Annotated in this window: 13 protein-coding genes; 7 read left to right on the forward strand and 6 right to left on the reverse strand. The window is 69.6% G+C overall.

Annotated elements, in window-relative coordinates; genetic code table 11:
• Positions 1-41 precede the first annotated feature (41 nt).
• Together VYJ16_RS13845 and VYJ16_RS13850 are read left to right on the forward strand one after the other, a co-directional pair.
• Positions 42-1958 carry a DEAD/DEAH box helicase family protein gene (locus tag VYJ16_RS13845; RefSeq protein ID WP_336350895.1) on the forward strand — a complete coding sequence of 639 codons (1917 nt, stop codon included), beginning with the start codon at positions 42-44 and terminating at the stop codon, positions 1956-1958.
• A gap of 50 nt (positions 1959-2008) precedes the next feature.
• Positions 2009-2188 carry a DUF7576 family protein gene (locus VYJ16_RS13850; protein WP_336350896.1) on the forward strand — a complete coding sequence of 60 codons (180 nt, stop codon included), beginning with the start codon at positions 2009-2011 and terminating at the stop codon, positions 2186-2188.
• 30 nt (positions 2189-2218) lie between these two features.
• Here the strand turns inward: VYJ16_RS13850 and VYJ16_RS13855 are convergent, their stop codons facing one another.
• The 4 genes from VYJ16_RS13855 to VYJ16_RS13870 form a co-directional block, all read right to left on the reverse strand.
• The gene (locus VYJ16_RS13855; protein WP_379762433.1) at positions 2219-3172 is read right to left on the reverse strand and encodes a formyltetrahydrofolate deformylase; all 954 of its coding nucleotides are present in this window, start codon (positions 3170-3172) and stop codon (positions 2219-2221) included.
• 185 nt (positions 3173-3357) lie between these two features.
• Positions 3358-3531 (reverse strand): hypothetical protein, encoded by a 174-nt coding sequence (locus VYJ16_RS13860; RefSeq protein ID WP_336350897.1) that lies wholly within the window; start codon positions 3529-3531, stop codon positions 3358-3360.
• 142 nt (positions 3532-3673) lie between these two features.
• Positions 3674-4300, reverse strand: coding sequence for an SOUL family heme-binding protein (locus VYJ16_RS13865; RefSeq protein ID WP_336350898.1), 627 nt, complete (start codon positions 4298-4300; stop codon positions 3674-3676).
• Between the two features lie 119 nt (positions 4301-4419).
• A complete protein-coding gene (locus tag VYJ16_RS13870) occupies positions 4420-4725 on the reverse strand; it encodes a YgaP-like transmembrane domain (RefSeq protein WP_336350899.1) in 306 nt (101 codons plus the stop codon).
• 337 nt (positions 4726-5062) lie between these two features.
• On the opposite strand from VYJ16_RS13870, the gene purS reads away from it, so the two are divergent.
• From purS to VYJ16_RS13885, 3 genes are all read left to right on the forward strand, one after another.
• On the forward strand, positions 5063-5320 hold the full coding sequence (purS, locus tag VYJ16_RS13875) for a phosphoribosylformylglycinamidine synthase subunit PurS (protein ID WP_336350900.1): 258 nt from the start codon (positions 5063-5065) through the stop codon (positions 5318-5320).
• On the forward strand, positions 5317-6009 hold the full coding sequence (purQ, locus tag VYJ16_RS13880; protein ID WP_336350901.1) for a phosphoribosylformylglycinamidine synthase I: 693 nt from the start codon (positions 5317-5319) through the stop codon (positions 6007-6009). Before purS ends, purQ begins: the two co-directional genes overlap by 4 nt.
• An 86-nt stretch (positions 6010-6095) precedes the next feature.
• Complete coding sequence (locus VYJ16_RS13885) at positions 6096-9281, forward strand: PAS domain S-box protein (RefSeq protein WP_336350902.1); 3186 nt, start codon at positions 6096-6098, stop codon at positions 9279-9281.
• A gap of 21 nt (positions 9282-9302) precedes the next feature.
• Here the strand turns inward: VYJ16_RS13885 and VYJ16_RS13890 are convergent, their stop codons facing one another.
• Positions 9303-9959: a lactate utilization protein gene (locus tag VYJ16_RS13890; RefSeq protein ID WP_336350903.1), complete on the reverse strand. Its 657-nt coding sequence runs from the start codon at positions 9957-9959 to the stop codon at positions 9303-9305.
• 703 nt (positions 9960-10662) lie between these two features.
• Between VYJ16_RS13890 and VYJ16_RS13895 the strand changes: the two genes are divergently transcribed.
• Entirely contained in the window at positions 10663-10923 is a 261-nt protein-coding gene (locus VYJ16_RS13895; RefSeq protein ID WP_336350904.1) for a HalOD1 output domain-containing protein, read from the forward strand.
• 54 nt (positions 10924-10977) lie between these two features.
• On the opposite strand, the gene VYJ16_RS13900 is transcribed toward VYJ16_RS13895, so the two are convergent.
• Positions 10978-12072 (reverse strand): archaeosine biosynthesis radical SAM protein RaSEA, encoded by a 1095-nt coding sequence (locus VYJ16_RS13900; RefSeq protein ID WP_336350905.1) that lies wholly within the window; start codon positions 12070-12072, stop codon positions 10978-10980.
• Positions 12073-12152: 80 nt separating this feature from the next.
• Here VYJ16_RS13900 and VYJ16_RS13905 point away from each other — a divergent pair, with 80 nt between their 5' ends.
• Positions 12153-14132: a hypothetical protein gene (locus VYJ16_RS13905; protein ID WP_336350906.1), complete on the forward strand. Its 1980-nt coding sequence runs from the start codon at positions 12153-12155 to the stop codon at positions 14130-14132.
• Positions 14133-14199: the final 67 nt, after the last annotated feature.

Consider the following 14199-nt stretch of genomic DNA (forward strand, 5'->3'; position numbering starts at 1 on the left):
GGACGGTATCCCTTTGCCTGCGCGGCCGCTACCGGCGGGTAGTGACCGAGAGCGATACGGAGACAGAGGAGCTGTCCGTCGACCGGTTCTACGACGCGCTGGAGGACCACGGGCGGCCCGTCATCACGGCGACGGCGCTCGCGCGCCGTCTCGACGTCAGCCAGGAGCGCGCGATGCAGGCGCTGGACGCGCTGGAGGAGCGCGGGGACGTCGAGCGCGCGAGCGTCGCGGAGGACCCGACGGTGTTCTACGCGAGCGACTGGGCGCGGATGGTCGAACGCGAGCGCGTCGTGTTCTTCCCGGAGCGCCGCGAGATCGTCGTCGACCAGCCCGAGCAGTTCACCAGGGCGCAGCTCGCGCAGTTCGCGCGCCTCAAGGACACCACGCGCACCGGCGGGTACCTCTACGAGGTGCGTCGGGAGGACGTCTGGCAGGCGCCGTACGACACGCACGAGGAGCTGGTGGCGACGATGCAGTCGGTGCTGCCGGTGTGGCCGTCGACGTTCGAGGAGTGGGTGGTCGAGCAGTACAAGCGCGCGCACCGGTTCGAGCTCCGGACGCACGAGGACGGCTACGTCGTCCTCGTCGCGGCGAACGAGAGCCTCCTGGGGAACGTCGCCGAGCAGCGATTGCCGGAGGGCGCGCTCCGCGCCGTCATCTCCGATACGGAGGCGTGGGTGGCCGAGGACCGCGTCGCGGAGGTCAAGCGCGTGCTCTACGAGGCCGGGTATCCCGTCGAGGACGGCCGCGACCTGGAGACCGGAGAAGCCCTCGACGTCCAGCTCCATCTGCGGCTGCGTGACTACCAGCAGGAGTGGGTGGACCGCTTCGACGAGAAGGGCGCGGGCGTGCTGGTTGGGCCGCCGGGGAGCGGGAAGACCGTCGCCGCGATGGGCTGCATCGAAGCGGTCGGCGGCGAAACCCTGGTCCTCGTCCCGAGTCGCGAGCTGGCGACGCAGTGGCGCGAGGAACTGCTGACGCACACGAACCTGGTTGACTCGCAAGTAGGCGAGTACCACGGCGGGAAGAAGCAGATTCGACCCGTGACCATCGCGACCTATCAGACCGCGGGCATGGACCGCCATCGCCAGCTGTTCGACGACCGCGAGTGGGGGCTCGTCGTCTACGACGAGGTGCATCACGTGCCCGCGCCCATCCACCGGCGGAGCGTGGACCTCCAGAGCAAGCACCGGCTCGGGTTGACGGCGTCCCCCGTTCGCGGTGACGACCGCGAGGAGGAGATATTCACGCTCGTCGGCCCACCAATCGGGACCGACTGGGACGCGCTGTTCGACGCCGGGTTCGTGCAGGACCCCGAGGTCGAGGTCCGGTACGTGCCGTGGGGGTCGGACGAGGCACAGGAACGGCACGCGAAGCGCGACGGGCACGACAAGCGCCAGGCGGCGGCCGCGAACCCCGCGAAGATCGCGGAGACCGAGCACGTCCTCGAACGCGAGCATCCGGACAAGAAGGCGCTCGTGTTCGTCGAGTACCTCGACCACGGCCAGGAACTCGCGGAGGCGCTCGACGCGCCGTTCATCTCAGGGGAGATGGCTCACAGCGAACGCGACCGCCTCTTCCGGGAGTTCCGGAACGGCGACCGCCGCGTCCTCGTCGTCTCCCGGGTCGCCGACGAGGGCATCGACCTCCCGGACGCCGAGGTCGCGGTCGTCGCCTCCGGACTCGGCGGCTCCAGACGTCAGGGCACCCAGCGCGCCGGCCGCACCATGCGTCCGGAGGGCTCGGCGCACGTCGTCGTCCTCGCGACGCGAGGGACCACGGAGGAGGACTTCGCGCAGAACCAGACCAGGCACCTCGCCTCCAAGGGTATCAGCGTCCGCGACGGCGACGCGAAGGCCTTCGAGACGACCGACGGCCTCGTCGCCGCCACCGACGACACGGACGCCGACGACGAAGACGCGGACGGCGACGAGGCACCAGACGACGCCGCCGAATAATTGCCACCCTCGGGGCGTTCAAGCCACTCCGGGGCTTGCGTTCGGGTAGCATGGTCGACCCTACGTCAGACGTCGGCGACGTGGACGCCGACGACGCCCCCGCGTGCGCCGACTGCGGTGCGCCAGTGACGGGCGACAGTCACCGCGTCCGCTCGCGAATCGTCGACGGCGACAGCGAACACGTACACTTCTGCGACGACGACTGTCTCGAGAACTGGGAGCAAGGATAACTGGCGTCCCGACGCGACCGCGTCCGCGGGTCAGTCGTCGTCGCTGACGACGTCGCCGAGCCCGTCGACGGGCCGGTCGGGGTTCGCGCGGTCGGCTTCCTCGGGGAGCCCGAGCTGGTAGGATTCCTCGCGGTTCTCGCGGAGGCGCGTCCGGCCGCGGTGGACGCTCACCTCGTCGTTCAGGTGGAGGCGCACGGCTTCGAGCAGTGCTTCGGCTTCGAGCGGCTGGCCGCGTTCCTTGAGGTCCGTGATCTCGGCGTCGTCGGGGACGTCGAACGCGCGCTGCGTGATGATGGGGCCCTGGTCGAGGTCCGTCGTCACGTAGTGCGCGGTGACGCCCGCGATGCGGACGCCCTCCTCCAGGGCCTGCCGGTACGCTTTCGCGCCCGGGAACGCCGGGAGGAGGCTCGGGTGGATGTTGATGATGCGGTCCTCGTACCGGAACACGACGTCCGGACTGAGGATGCGCATGTAGCGCGCGAGCACGATGAGGTCCGCGTCGTACTCCGCGAGCAGGTCGAGGAGTTCGCCCTCGTCGGGCGTCCCCTTCTCGTCGCCGACGTCGTGGAACGGGACCTCGTACTTCTCCGCGAGCGGCTCCAGGTCGTCGTGGTTCCCGATGACGACAGAGATGTCCGCGCCGAGGTCGCCGCTCGCCCACGCCTGGAACAATCGTTCGAGGCAATGGGATTCCTGCGTGACGAGCACCGCGATCTGCTGGGTCTCGCGGTCCTCGGGGAACCGAACCTGGATGTCGACGTCGAGTTCGTCGCCGAGGTCGTGGAGGTCCTCGCGGAGTTTCGCCTGCGTGCACACCATCTCGTCGGTGTCCGCGTGCAGCGTCATCCGGAAGACGTCCTCGCGGACCGCCTGGTCGAGGTCCTCGATGTTGATTCCGCGCTCGAACAGCAGGGAGGTCACTCTCGCGATGAGTCCGGTCTTGTCTCCTCCGACGACCGTGATCTCGGCGAAGTCACTGGTCATCGGTGCCACCTCCGACTGCTGGTCGACTGAGACATCAGTCGACGCTGAGGCCACGCGCGAGCAAAAGGGTTCCCTTCCACGCAACCGTGGACGGGGCGCGTGGACGGTAACGCGTCACGTGCGGGCAGCGGTGCGTTCGCGAGTGCCTAGGGTTCGCGGTCGTCGCCGGGGGCTTGCAAGGGCGTTCAGCGGACGGTCGGGTCCGCTGGGTCGGTGTCGTCGATGGTGGCGACGTCGGTGCGCTCCGTGCGCCCGCGGTAGAACTCGCGGACGGAGACGAGGCCGACGGCGACCGCGCCGAGCGCGACGACGGCGACGACGACGAGGACGACGAGCGCGGAGACGAGCAGCTCTAGCATACCGAACTGGACGCTCGCTGAGAGCATAAATCTCGCTTCGTGACGGGTTCCCGACGACGGTATCGGTGGTCGAGACGCCGTCCGGTATCGGTGGTCGAGACGATGCGAGACGCCGCCCGGTATCGGTCGCGTCGACGGCCGTTCAGGCGAGTTCGACGACGAGTTCGTTCCGGCGCTGCCAGGGCGGCGTTCGCGGGTCGTCGTACCGGTGGAGTTCGTGGTCGCCGGCGGCGGCGAGGCCGCGGTCGGCGAGCGCGTGGTCGAGGCGGCGGCGGCCGCGCTCGACGCTGGCCTCGGTCGCGAACCACGAGAACCGGTAGGCGGCGACGCGCCGGTGTTCGACGACGTCGAGTTCGACGCGGTCGTCGGTCGGCTCGGGCGCGCCGTCGAGCGTGTACGTGGACGGCAGGAAGAACGCCATCTCGACGCCCGCTTCGACGGGCTCGGTGGTGACGGGTGCGGTCATCGCGACGTCGACGCCGGGCGTCGTCGCCACCGGCGCGGTCATCGCGACGCCCTGCGTGCGCTCGTTCGCGCCGTCGATGTACGCGAACAACCGGCGGAACGCCTCGCGCTGGCTCGGCGCGACCGTCCGCGCCACCACGACGTCCGGGTACTCGCGGAGTTCGAACGCACCGTCGCGCTCGATGACCGTGTACGGGACCGTCTCCACGTCGGACTGCCCGAACCGCGCCCACGCGTCCCAGACCGCGACGGCAACGGCCGTCGCGCCGAGCGCGCCACCGAGAACCTTGAGGGCTCGCTTCATGTCGACCGATACGAGTGCTGCGAGCATAAGCGCGCCCCCGGTGTCGCGGCCGTCAAGGCCACGCTCTCGTCGGCGTCAACGGGTCGACTCCACACGTTCCGGGGTCGGGACGCGACGCCTCAGTCGTGTTGCCGATACGTGCTCCGACCGACGGTGTGGTTCAGCGGGCAGTACTGGACCTGCGCCTCGTAGACGAGATAGAGACCACAGACGGCGAGGGCGGCCCCGAGTGGCACGTTACCGAGCCCGCTCTCGAGGACGGGCGCGAGCAGCACGCCGGCCGCGGCGGCGAGACACGCGAACCCGAGGAGGTACCGTATCGTCCGCTCGAGGCCGCCGACGTTCCGCTCGTGCCCGATACCGAACACCCAGCGGTAAGCCTGTGCGGCGCCGCCCCCCAGCGACTTCCCTGACTTGTTCGTCATATGCTATCGAACAACACTCGCAGCCGCATAATCGTACCGTCGCACACTCCGCCGTCGACCGCCGCATCCTCACGACAGACGACACCCGCTCGCGGGTCGCTACGCTCCCCGCTCGACCGTATCGTCGCTCCCGCTGGTCGCGACGCACTCCACGGGCTTCCCTTCGGTCAGCCCGTTCCGTCTCGGGGCTCCCGTCGGTCGCCCCGTCTATCTCGCGGGTCGTTGCACTCCCCGCTCGATTGTTTCGTCGCTCCCTAAGGTCGCGGCGTTATCCACAATCGTGTATCACGAAGGGATTGCACAAGAGTTTTTGACCACGAACGCGCGCTTCCAGTCGATGACCGCGTACACCGCCACGGTGACCGTCCGGCTGAAGCACGGGGTGCTCGACCCGGAGGCCGAGACGACCCAGCGCGCGCTCGAACGCCTCGGCTTCGACCTCGAGGACCTCCGCGCGGCCGACCGCTTCGAGGTCGACCTCGACGCCGAGGACGAGGCCGCCGCCCGCGAACGCGCGGGCGAGATGGCCGAACGACTGCTCGCGAACCCGACGATCCACGACTACGAGGTCGCGGTCGCCGAACGCGAGGCATGACCGTCGCCATCGTCCGCTTCGGCGGGTCGAACTGCGACCGCGACGCACTCCGCGCGCTCGACGACGTCGGCGTCGACGCCGAGATCGTCTGGCACGAGGACGGCCTCCCCGAGGACGTCACGGGCGTCATGCTCCCCGGCGGATTCTCCTATGGGGACTACCTGCGCGCCGGCGCGATGGCCGCCCGGTCGCCCATCATGAACGACGTCCGGGACGCCGCCGCGGACGGCGTCCCCGTCCTCGGCGTCTGCAACGGCGCGCAAGTCGGGTGCGAGTCCGGCCTCACCGACGGCGCGTTCACGACGAACGAATCGGCGCGCTTCCAGTGCGAGCACGTCCACCTCCGCGTCGAGAACGCCGACACGCCGTGGACCGCCGGCTACGAGGCCGGTGACGTCATCTCGCTTCCCATCGCGCACGGCGAAGGCCGCTACGAGGTCGACGACGACCGACTCACGCAACTGGAGACGAACGACCGCGTGCTCTTCCGGTACTGCGACGAGGACGGCGAGCCGTCCGTCGACGCGAACCCGAACGGCTCGAAGCACAACGTCGCCGGCGTCCTCGGCGAGCGCGACACCACCGCGGTCCTGATGCCCCACCCCGAGCGCGCGGCGCTCGCGGACGTCGGCGGCACCGACGGCCGCCCGCTCCTCGAGGGATTCGCGCGCGCCGTCGACGCCGAATAATCGGCGACGGCGTGCCGACGAAACCACGCTTGTGAACCTGCCTCAAAGCTTAAACCCCGTGCCGTCCGTACACAAGACGAGTAGTGGTGGCATCGGATTCGGACGAGCGGGGAGGTGGGCCTCGCGTCCTGTACGTCGACGGGTCGCCAGACGTGCCGGCCGTGACGTCGGCACTTTCCGCGGACGTGACGACTGTCGAGACAGCAGCAGCGGCGCGTGCAGCGCTCGCTGACACGCGGTTCGACGTCGTCGTCACCGAGTACGCGCTCCCGGACGCCGACCCCGCGGACGGCGGGACGATAGCGTTCTGCGAGCACGTCCACGAGCACGTCCCGGAGGCGTCCGTCGTCGTCTACACGGCGCACGGCGACGAACGCGTCGCCGGTGACGTGGTCGCCGCAGGCGCCGACGCCTACGTCACGAAGGACGACGACGTGTCCGTGCTCGCCGAGCGCGTCGAACGGCTCGTCGGCGACGACGCCGCCGTGGACTCGAGGCCGGACGGTTCGAGACCGAGCGATCCGGTACCGGCCGGCTCGGTGCGCGCCGACCCGGCGGTCGTCGTCGAGGAGGCGCCGCTCGCGCTCGTCGAGGTCGACACGGACGACGTCATCGTCCGCTGGAACAGCGGCGCTGAAGCGCTGTTCGGGTACACGAAAGCGGAAGCGGTCGGCGAGCACCTCCTCGAACTCGTCGTCCCCGACGACGCCCGCGACGACGTCGAATCGGTCTGCGACACCGCGCTGTCGACGCCCGGCCGGTTGACGAACGTCAACGAGAACGTCCGGAAGGACGGCACGCGCATCACGTGCGAGTGGCACTCGACGAACGCGACCGACGACGACGGCAACGTCCGCAGTTCCGTGTCGCTCGTTCACGACGTCACCGACCGCGAGCAACGCAAGCGAACCATCGCCCAGCTGCGGTCGGTGACGCGCGACCTCGTCCGCGCCGACGACGCCGAGACCGTCGCCGAGACCGCGGTCACCGCCGTCGAGGAGATCCTCGGTCAGCCGTACTCGGCCGCGTACCTCGCGGACGAGGACGGCGAGGCACTGCACGCGACCGCGGCGACCGCCGAGTTCGGCGACCCGCCGCCGGTCGTCGCCGGCGAGAGCCTGAACTGGGAGGTGTACGAGACCGGCGACCGTCGCGTCGTCCAGTCCGACATCCCGTCGGCGACGACGCTCCCCGACGACACCCCCATCCGGAGCGCGGTCGTGCATCCGCTCGGCGACCACGGGACGCTCGCGCTCGGCGCGCGCGACGAACACGGGTTCGACGAGACGGCCATCCAGTTGTCGACGATCCTCGCGTCCGCGGCGACCGCGGCGCTCGACCGGACGAGTCGCGAGGCGGAACTACGCTTCCAGCAGACGATCGTCGAGACGGTCGGCGCGGGCGTGTTCGCGCTCGACAGCGACGGGTTCGTCGAGACCGTCAACGACACCCTCACGAAGATGACGGGGTACGACCGCGACGAACTCGTCGGGATGCACGCGTCGACGCTCGTCGGCGAGGACACGTACGCGAACGCGACCGAGCAGCTGTCCGGGATGACGGACGACGACGGCGAGACGACGGGCGTGGGGACGCTCGAGGTTCGGATACGGGCGGTGGACGGGACGGAGATACCGTGCGAGGCGAACGTCGGCGTCCTCCCCGGTGGCGTGGACGCGGGCGGGGTTGCGGGCGTGGTGCGGGACGTCCGCGAGCGCAAACGCATCCAGTCCGAACTCGGCGAGAAACGCCGGAAGATAGAGCACCTGCACGAGGTCGCGTCGCTGCTCGACGACTGCGAGCGACGCGACGACGTCTGGCGGTTGACGGTGGAGGCGGCCGAAGGCATCCTCGACTTCGACGTCTGCGGTATCGACGAGGTCCGCGGCGAGTACCTGTACTCGGTCGGGTTGTCCTCGGAGATCGAGCCGGAGGGCTACAAGCAGACCGCGCACGTCAGCGACGGTATCGCCGGGAAGACCCATCGGACGGGCGAGTCGTTCCTGTTCGAGGACGTCCGCGCGGACAACGAGGCGACGCCGGAGAAACGCACGTACCGGTCGCTCGTGTCGGTTCCGATCGGCGAACACGGCGTGTTCCAGGCGGTCAGCGACGAGGTCGGTGCGTTCGACGAGGACGACCTCGAGCTCGCGGAACTCCTCATGCGGCACGTCGAGGACGCGCTGGAACGCATCGAGTTCGAGGGACGGTTGCGCGGGGAACGCGACCGGTTCGCGGCGCTGTTCGAGAACGTCCCGGACCCGGTCGTGCAGACGCGTCACACCGACGACGGCGCGATCGTGGAGGCGGTGAACCCGGCGTTCGAGGGCGTGTTCGGGTACGGGAGCGCGGACATCGTCGGCGGGAACCTGAACGACTTCGTGGTGCCCGTCGACCGCCTCGACGAAGCCCGGGACATCGACCGCCGCGGCCGCGAGGGACACGTCGTCGAGCAGGAGGTCAAACGGCGGACGACCGACGGCCTGCGGGACTTCCAGTTGACGGCGGTCCCCGTGGACGCGGACGCCGACGAGCCGATGACGTTCTTCGTGTACACGGACATCACGCAACGCAAGGAACGCCAGAAGCGCGTGGAGATACTGAATCGCGTCCTCCGGCACGACCTCCGGAACGGCATGAACATCATCAAGGGATCGGCGGAGATGCTCCAGGACGCGGTGACGGACTCGACGGCGGCCGGGTACGCGGACCAGGTCATCGAGCGCGCGGACGACCTGCTCGGGCTCGCGGAGAAGACGCGCGCGGTCGAACGGACGCTCGACCGGGATACGCAGGCGACGGGGCCGGTGAGCGTCACCGAGAGCGTGGAGACGAGCGCGGCACGCATCCGCGAGGAGTACCCGGACGCGGTCATCGACGTGGACGTGACCGCGGACGTCGCGGTTCGCGCGGACGACATGCTCCGGACCGCGATCTATCACGTGATGGAGAACGCCGTCGAGCACAACGACTCGTCGACGCCGACGGTGACGGTGCGCGCCGAGTACGCGGGCGACCGCGACGACATGCTCCGCTTGCAGGTCGCGGACGACGGCCCGGGCATCCCGGACACCGAGCGCGAACTCATCGGCGAGGAGCGCGAGATAACGCAACTCCGGCACGCGAGCGGCCTCGGCCTCTGGCTCGTCGACTGGGTCGTCAGTCAGTCCGGCGGCTCCATCGAGTTCGAGGCGAACGAGCCCCGTGGGACCGTCGTCACGCTCTCGGTTCCCATCGCGACCGAGGCGGACGTCATCCAGGCCGACGACTGAACGCGTCGGTACCGTTCGGGGTCAGTACCCGAGTTGGTCGCGGACGAGGACGACCGTCGTCCGGCCTTCCTCCATCTCCTTGCGGAAGACGAGTTGCTTCGCGATGGCGGATTCGACGCCATAGGCCTCCTGTGCGCGCTCGTTCTCGAGCGGGTACGCGACTTCTTCGAGGCGGTCGAAGGCGTCGTCGAGCGTGTCGACGATCTTGTTCACGCCGGAGACGATGACGACGTTCCCGGCCGCGAACGGATAGGCGCCGATGCGGCTCCCGGACATGTCGGCGGCGACGAGTTCGCCCGTGGAGGCGATGGCGTTGATGCCGCCGAGGAAGTAGTCCGCGGTCTGGGCGTCGCGGCGTGCGGCCTGGCGTTCGGCGTCGTCGTCGATGCTCCAGACGTGGTCGGGGAGGCTCTCCCAGTCGTGGTCGTCGCCGCCGAGGTAGTCGACGAACCCGATCTCCTCGAGCGTGGTCGAGTGCCCGTTCATCACGGACGCACCGGCGGGAATCTCGTCGACGATGGCGTCGAGCGCGTCGTCGGCGGTGTCGACGACGTCGACCGCGAACCCGTTCGCTTCGAGGTTCGCGACGGCCTCCTCGATGGTGTCGTCGTCGGGTTGGGCGTCGAGGTCGGTGTCGATGTCGGCGTCGTCTACGTAGTCGGCCTTCTGTTGGGACATGGTCGTGGTGCGTCCGTAGCCGCCTGCCGTACTTAACGAGACGCGGACACCGGTGTCGGTAGGTGACGCCACCGATACCGGGACGAACGATAGCACACGGCACGCCATTCGTGGGCGTCGTCGACGGTCGATTGGGACGCTCCCGCACGGTTCTTTAAGTCATTCTGGTCGCAATGGGTCGTAGTGAGGAGGTTGACGCCGCACCCTGCGGCGTCGTACGCGATTCTACGTCGCTCGCTCGTACAGCAGCGCGTCACCCCAGACTAGCCAGCGGAGACGTCGTGGTTCGTCGACGCGCCGGACGGCCCGAGTCGCGAGAACGACCCGCACGGTTCTTTAAGTCATTCTGGTCGCAATGGGTCGTAGTGAGGAGGTCGGCGCCGCATCGCGCGGCGTCGCACGTGCTTCTGTGACGTCCAGTTCCGTAGAAACGCGGTCGTTCCGCAGCGACGCCGCCGTGTCGTCGCGAGCCGTTCGCGCAATCCGCAGACGAGGGTCGCCGTCGGTGGTCGCGCGCGAGCCATCAGCGCCGGCGTGCGGACGCCGACGGGAAGTACCTGCTCCAGCGTGCCGACTTTGGTTGCCGATAATCGACGGAACCGCCCTGAATACCCCGGGCGACCCCCTGAGAATCCGGAGAACGAGCACGGCGTTCAGAGTTGTCTGACGAACGCTTATGGTGCGTCCGTCCCCCGGGTCGCTCATGAGTCGTGCAGACCGGAGCGCGTCGACGCGCGTGATCGAAGCCGCCGCAGCCAGGACCGACCGCGACGAACTGGACCTCCCACCGCTCGCGGAGGTCGTGGACCCGGAGGCCCTGGACACCATCGCGGACGACTCGAGCGCGGTTCTCACGTTCCCCTACGCCGGCATGCACGTCACCGTCGACGAGACCGGCGCCGTCACCGTCGACGAGCGCACGGACGCCTACGCGAACGGCGAGCAAGCGCTCGGCGACGACTGACGGCTCGGTACGCGAACGAAAAACGAGACGGGCCGGGTGCGGGACGGGCCGCGCTCAGTCGACCAGCGGTGCGTTGTACTCGGTCTCGCGTTCGAGCACGGTCTCCCACGTCGCCTCGCACTCGCAGGACACCTGCTCGAACACCGACGGGTCCTGGCGGAGGTCGAAGTCCTTGATGGCCGTCTGGACGTTGTCGTCGCACTCGCCGCAGTTGTGCGGGCCGCGGTCGCTCCCGTGGCCGACGGGGTCGCTGACGACGATGACGTCCTCGTCCGCGGTCGATTCGAGGACGTCGGCGACCGACCAGAGCCACGGCGGCCGGTAGCCGCCGCGGAAGTAGAGTTCGTCGACCATCGTGTACCGCTGGACGTTACACGGGTTCATCGACACCGTGTGGCAGCCCTCGACGCCCGCGCACTTGCGGACGCTCGCCTTCATGTCTTCCAGGGCTTCGGGTTCCGTGAGGAACGGCGGCTTCATGAGGAGATAGGCTTTCACGCCGGCGCCCGCTTCCTTCGCGGCCATCGCGGCGTCCTCGAAGTCGCTGAAGTCGAAGTACTTGTTCACGCAGTCGTGGCGGACGCGGTCGGTCGCGGTCTCCAGGCCGACCGCGACGTCGACGTCCAGGCCGTGCTGCGTGAAGTCCGCGACCTTCTCGGCGTCGACGAAGTCCGGGAGGCTCTCGACGACGATGCGCTCGCGGTCCGCGAACGTCTCGGCGATGGCCTGCCGGGTTTCGGCGCCGACCTCGCGCTCGTCGAGGAAGCTCCCGGACGTGTAGATCTTGATGAGGCCCGCTTGCTCGTCGTCCTCGCCGGGTTCGCCGAGGTTCTCGCGCTCGTGGTCGAGACAGACGTCGATCTGGTCCATGAGCGCGTCGTGCGCGACGCTCCCACCTTCGACGGACTCGGCGACGTACCCGCACATCGTGCAGCCGCCCGCTCGCGCCCACCGACACCCGCCCGTGTTGAGGATGATGGTGAGGCTGTCGTAGACGCCACCGGGCGTGTTGTCCTCGTCGAGCCACACGCGCGTCGGCTCGTGGGGGTCGTACGTCGCGTCCTTCTGCGCGCGGATGCCGCGCATCACCTCGTTGTGCGCGTCCATCCCACGACCGCGCTCGTAGACCTCCGGACTCGGTTCGCTCATTACCGGAGTCTGGGGCCGCTCGCTCAAATCCCCTTCGAGTGCCCGCAAGCCTAATACGCTCGTCGACCGCACTGCGGGTAATGGTCGAGGTGGGGCTGTCGGACGCGACGTTGCGCGCGGTCGACCGGGTCGGTCACGAACTCGCGATCGACGTCGTCGGGTGGGACGACGACGCGACGCCCGAAGCCATCCCCGTGAAGGGCTTGGACGAGTTCGTGGCGGCGCGCGCGACCCAGTTGACGTTCGGCGAGGACCTCGTGGAGCTCGGCGACGCGGACGCGGAGGGGTTCGAGAAGCTCGGCGAGGGAACGCAGACGTGGTCGCTCGCGGACGACGCGCACCTGGTGAAGGTCACCTCGCAGCTCGGTGCGTACCTGAAGTTCACGGGCGCGGGGACGCTCGCGCGGCTCGCGGACGGCCGCGTCCGGTTGTCGTTCGAGCATCCGACGGCGGTGACGTTCGGCTACTGGAGTCTCGTGGATTACCCCGAGGAGACGGTGACGGTGCCGGCGACGGCGAGCGGGCTCGCGACCGCGCTGTCGGCGCTGTCGTCGGCGTACCTGTCGCTCGGGCCGGACCGGACGCTCCCGGGGTGGCGCGAGTACCCGCCCCGTATCGCGTTCGGCGACGAGACCGACGTGCCGGACGCGGTCGCCGACGCCGTGCCGGACACCGGTATCGAGCTGGTGCTCCCCGACGAGTTCGCGTACGGGATTCCGGCGGCGCCGCTCGCGTACCACCTCGCGGCCGACGTCCGCGTCGCGGACCGCGAGACGCCGGAACTCCGCGTTCCCGAGCACGACGTCGTCCACGAGTTCCCGGCGCTCCCCGAGTTCGGCGTGGCGGCGAACGACGTCTTCCAGCGGACGTTCTACGCGGACTGTCTCGTGAACTCGGCGCGCGGCGGGACGGACCTCGCGGAGGCCGAGTTCCTCGACGACGTCGGCCTGGACGCGGACGCGCTGTTCGATGCGACGCCCGCCGAGCGCCTCGTGGCGTACCTGGACGCGCCGTTCGAGCGCATCCGGAGTCGACTCCCGGCGCGCTCGCACGTCGCGTTCGTCGAGCCGACCGCCGAGTACGCGACCGCACTCGGGCATCTCGCGCACCACGAGGCGCGCGTCTACCTGCCGTCGGCGTTCGACGCGGTCGGCGCGAGCGCGGACCCGTCCGTGACGTCCGCGTGGCTCGCACCGGGGACGCGCCCGGGGACGTACGCGGCGTCGCCGGCGGCGTACGAGAACTACCTCTCGCATCTCGACGCGGGCCTGGACGACGGCGAGCCGGAGGTGCTCGTCGTCGGACACGGCCGCGACGGCGACCAGGAGGCGGTGACGGCGTTCTACCGGCACTACGACGGGCTCGTCGACCTGTCCGTGGTCGAGCGACGGGACGCGACGACCGCGGACCTCGCGGCGGCGCTCGCGGAGCGGCGTGCGTTCGTGCACGTCGTCGCCGAGCGCACGCCCGACGGTGGCGTCGTGTGCGCGGACGGCGTCCTCGACCTGGAGACGGTCGAGGCGGTCGGCGCGCGCCTGTTCGCGCTCGACTTGACGGGCGCGTCGACTGACGCGGACGCGGCGAGCGCGGTCGCGCGGTCGCTCGTGGACGCCGGCGCGGTCGCCGGCGCGAGTCGGACGGGCGCGGTGTCGCGGACGGCCGCGGAGTCGTTCGTCCGCCTGCTCGTGAACGGGTTCGGCCTGGAGTTGTCGCGTCGGCTCGTCGACCGGTACGTCGACGGCGCGTTCGACGTGGTGGTCGCGGGCGACGGCACGCACACGCTCCAGGCGGACGACAGCGTGAACTACATCCCGCTGCACGTGGTCGCGAACGGCGACGGGACGTTCGCGGTCACGGGGAAGGCGGGTGGACCGACCGCGGGGTTGTTCTGGCATCCGGACGTCCCGGAGGTCCGACCGCGCCTGCTCGCGAACGGCCTCGCGTTCGAGCTGTCGGCGACCGAGCTCGCGGACTTCCTCGACGACGAGGGCTATCTCGTCGTGTACGACGACGAACTCCACTGGTCGAACGAACTCACGCCGTTCTACCCGGTCGCCTGACTCACCCCGCCGTTCTACCCGGTCGCCTGACCCACCCCGCCGTTCTACCCCGTCGCCTGACCCACCC

Source organism: Halorubellus litoreus, assembly GCF_037081675.1.
GTDB classification, from domain to species: domain Archaea; phylum Halobacteriota; class Halobacteria; order Halobacteriales; family Natrialbaceae; genus Halorubellus; species Halorubellus litoreus.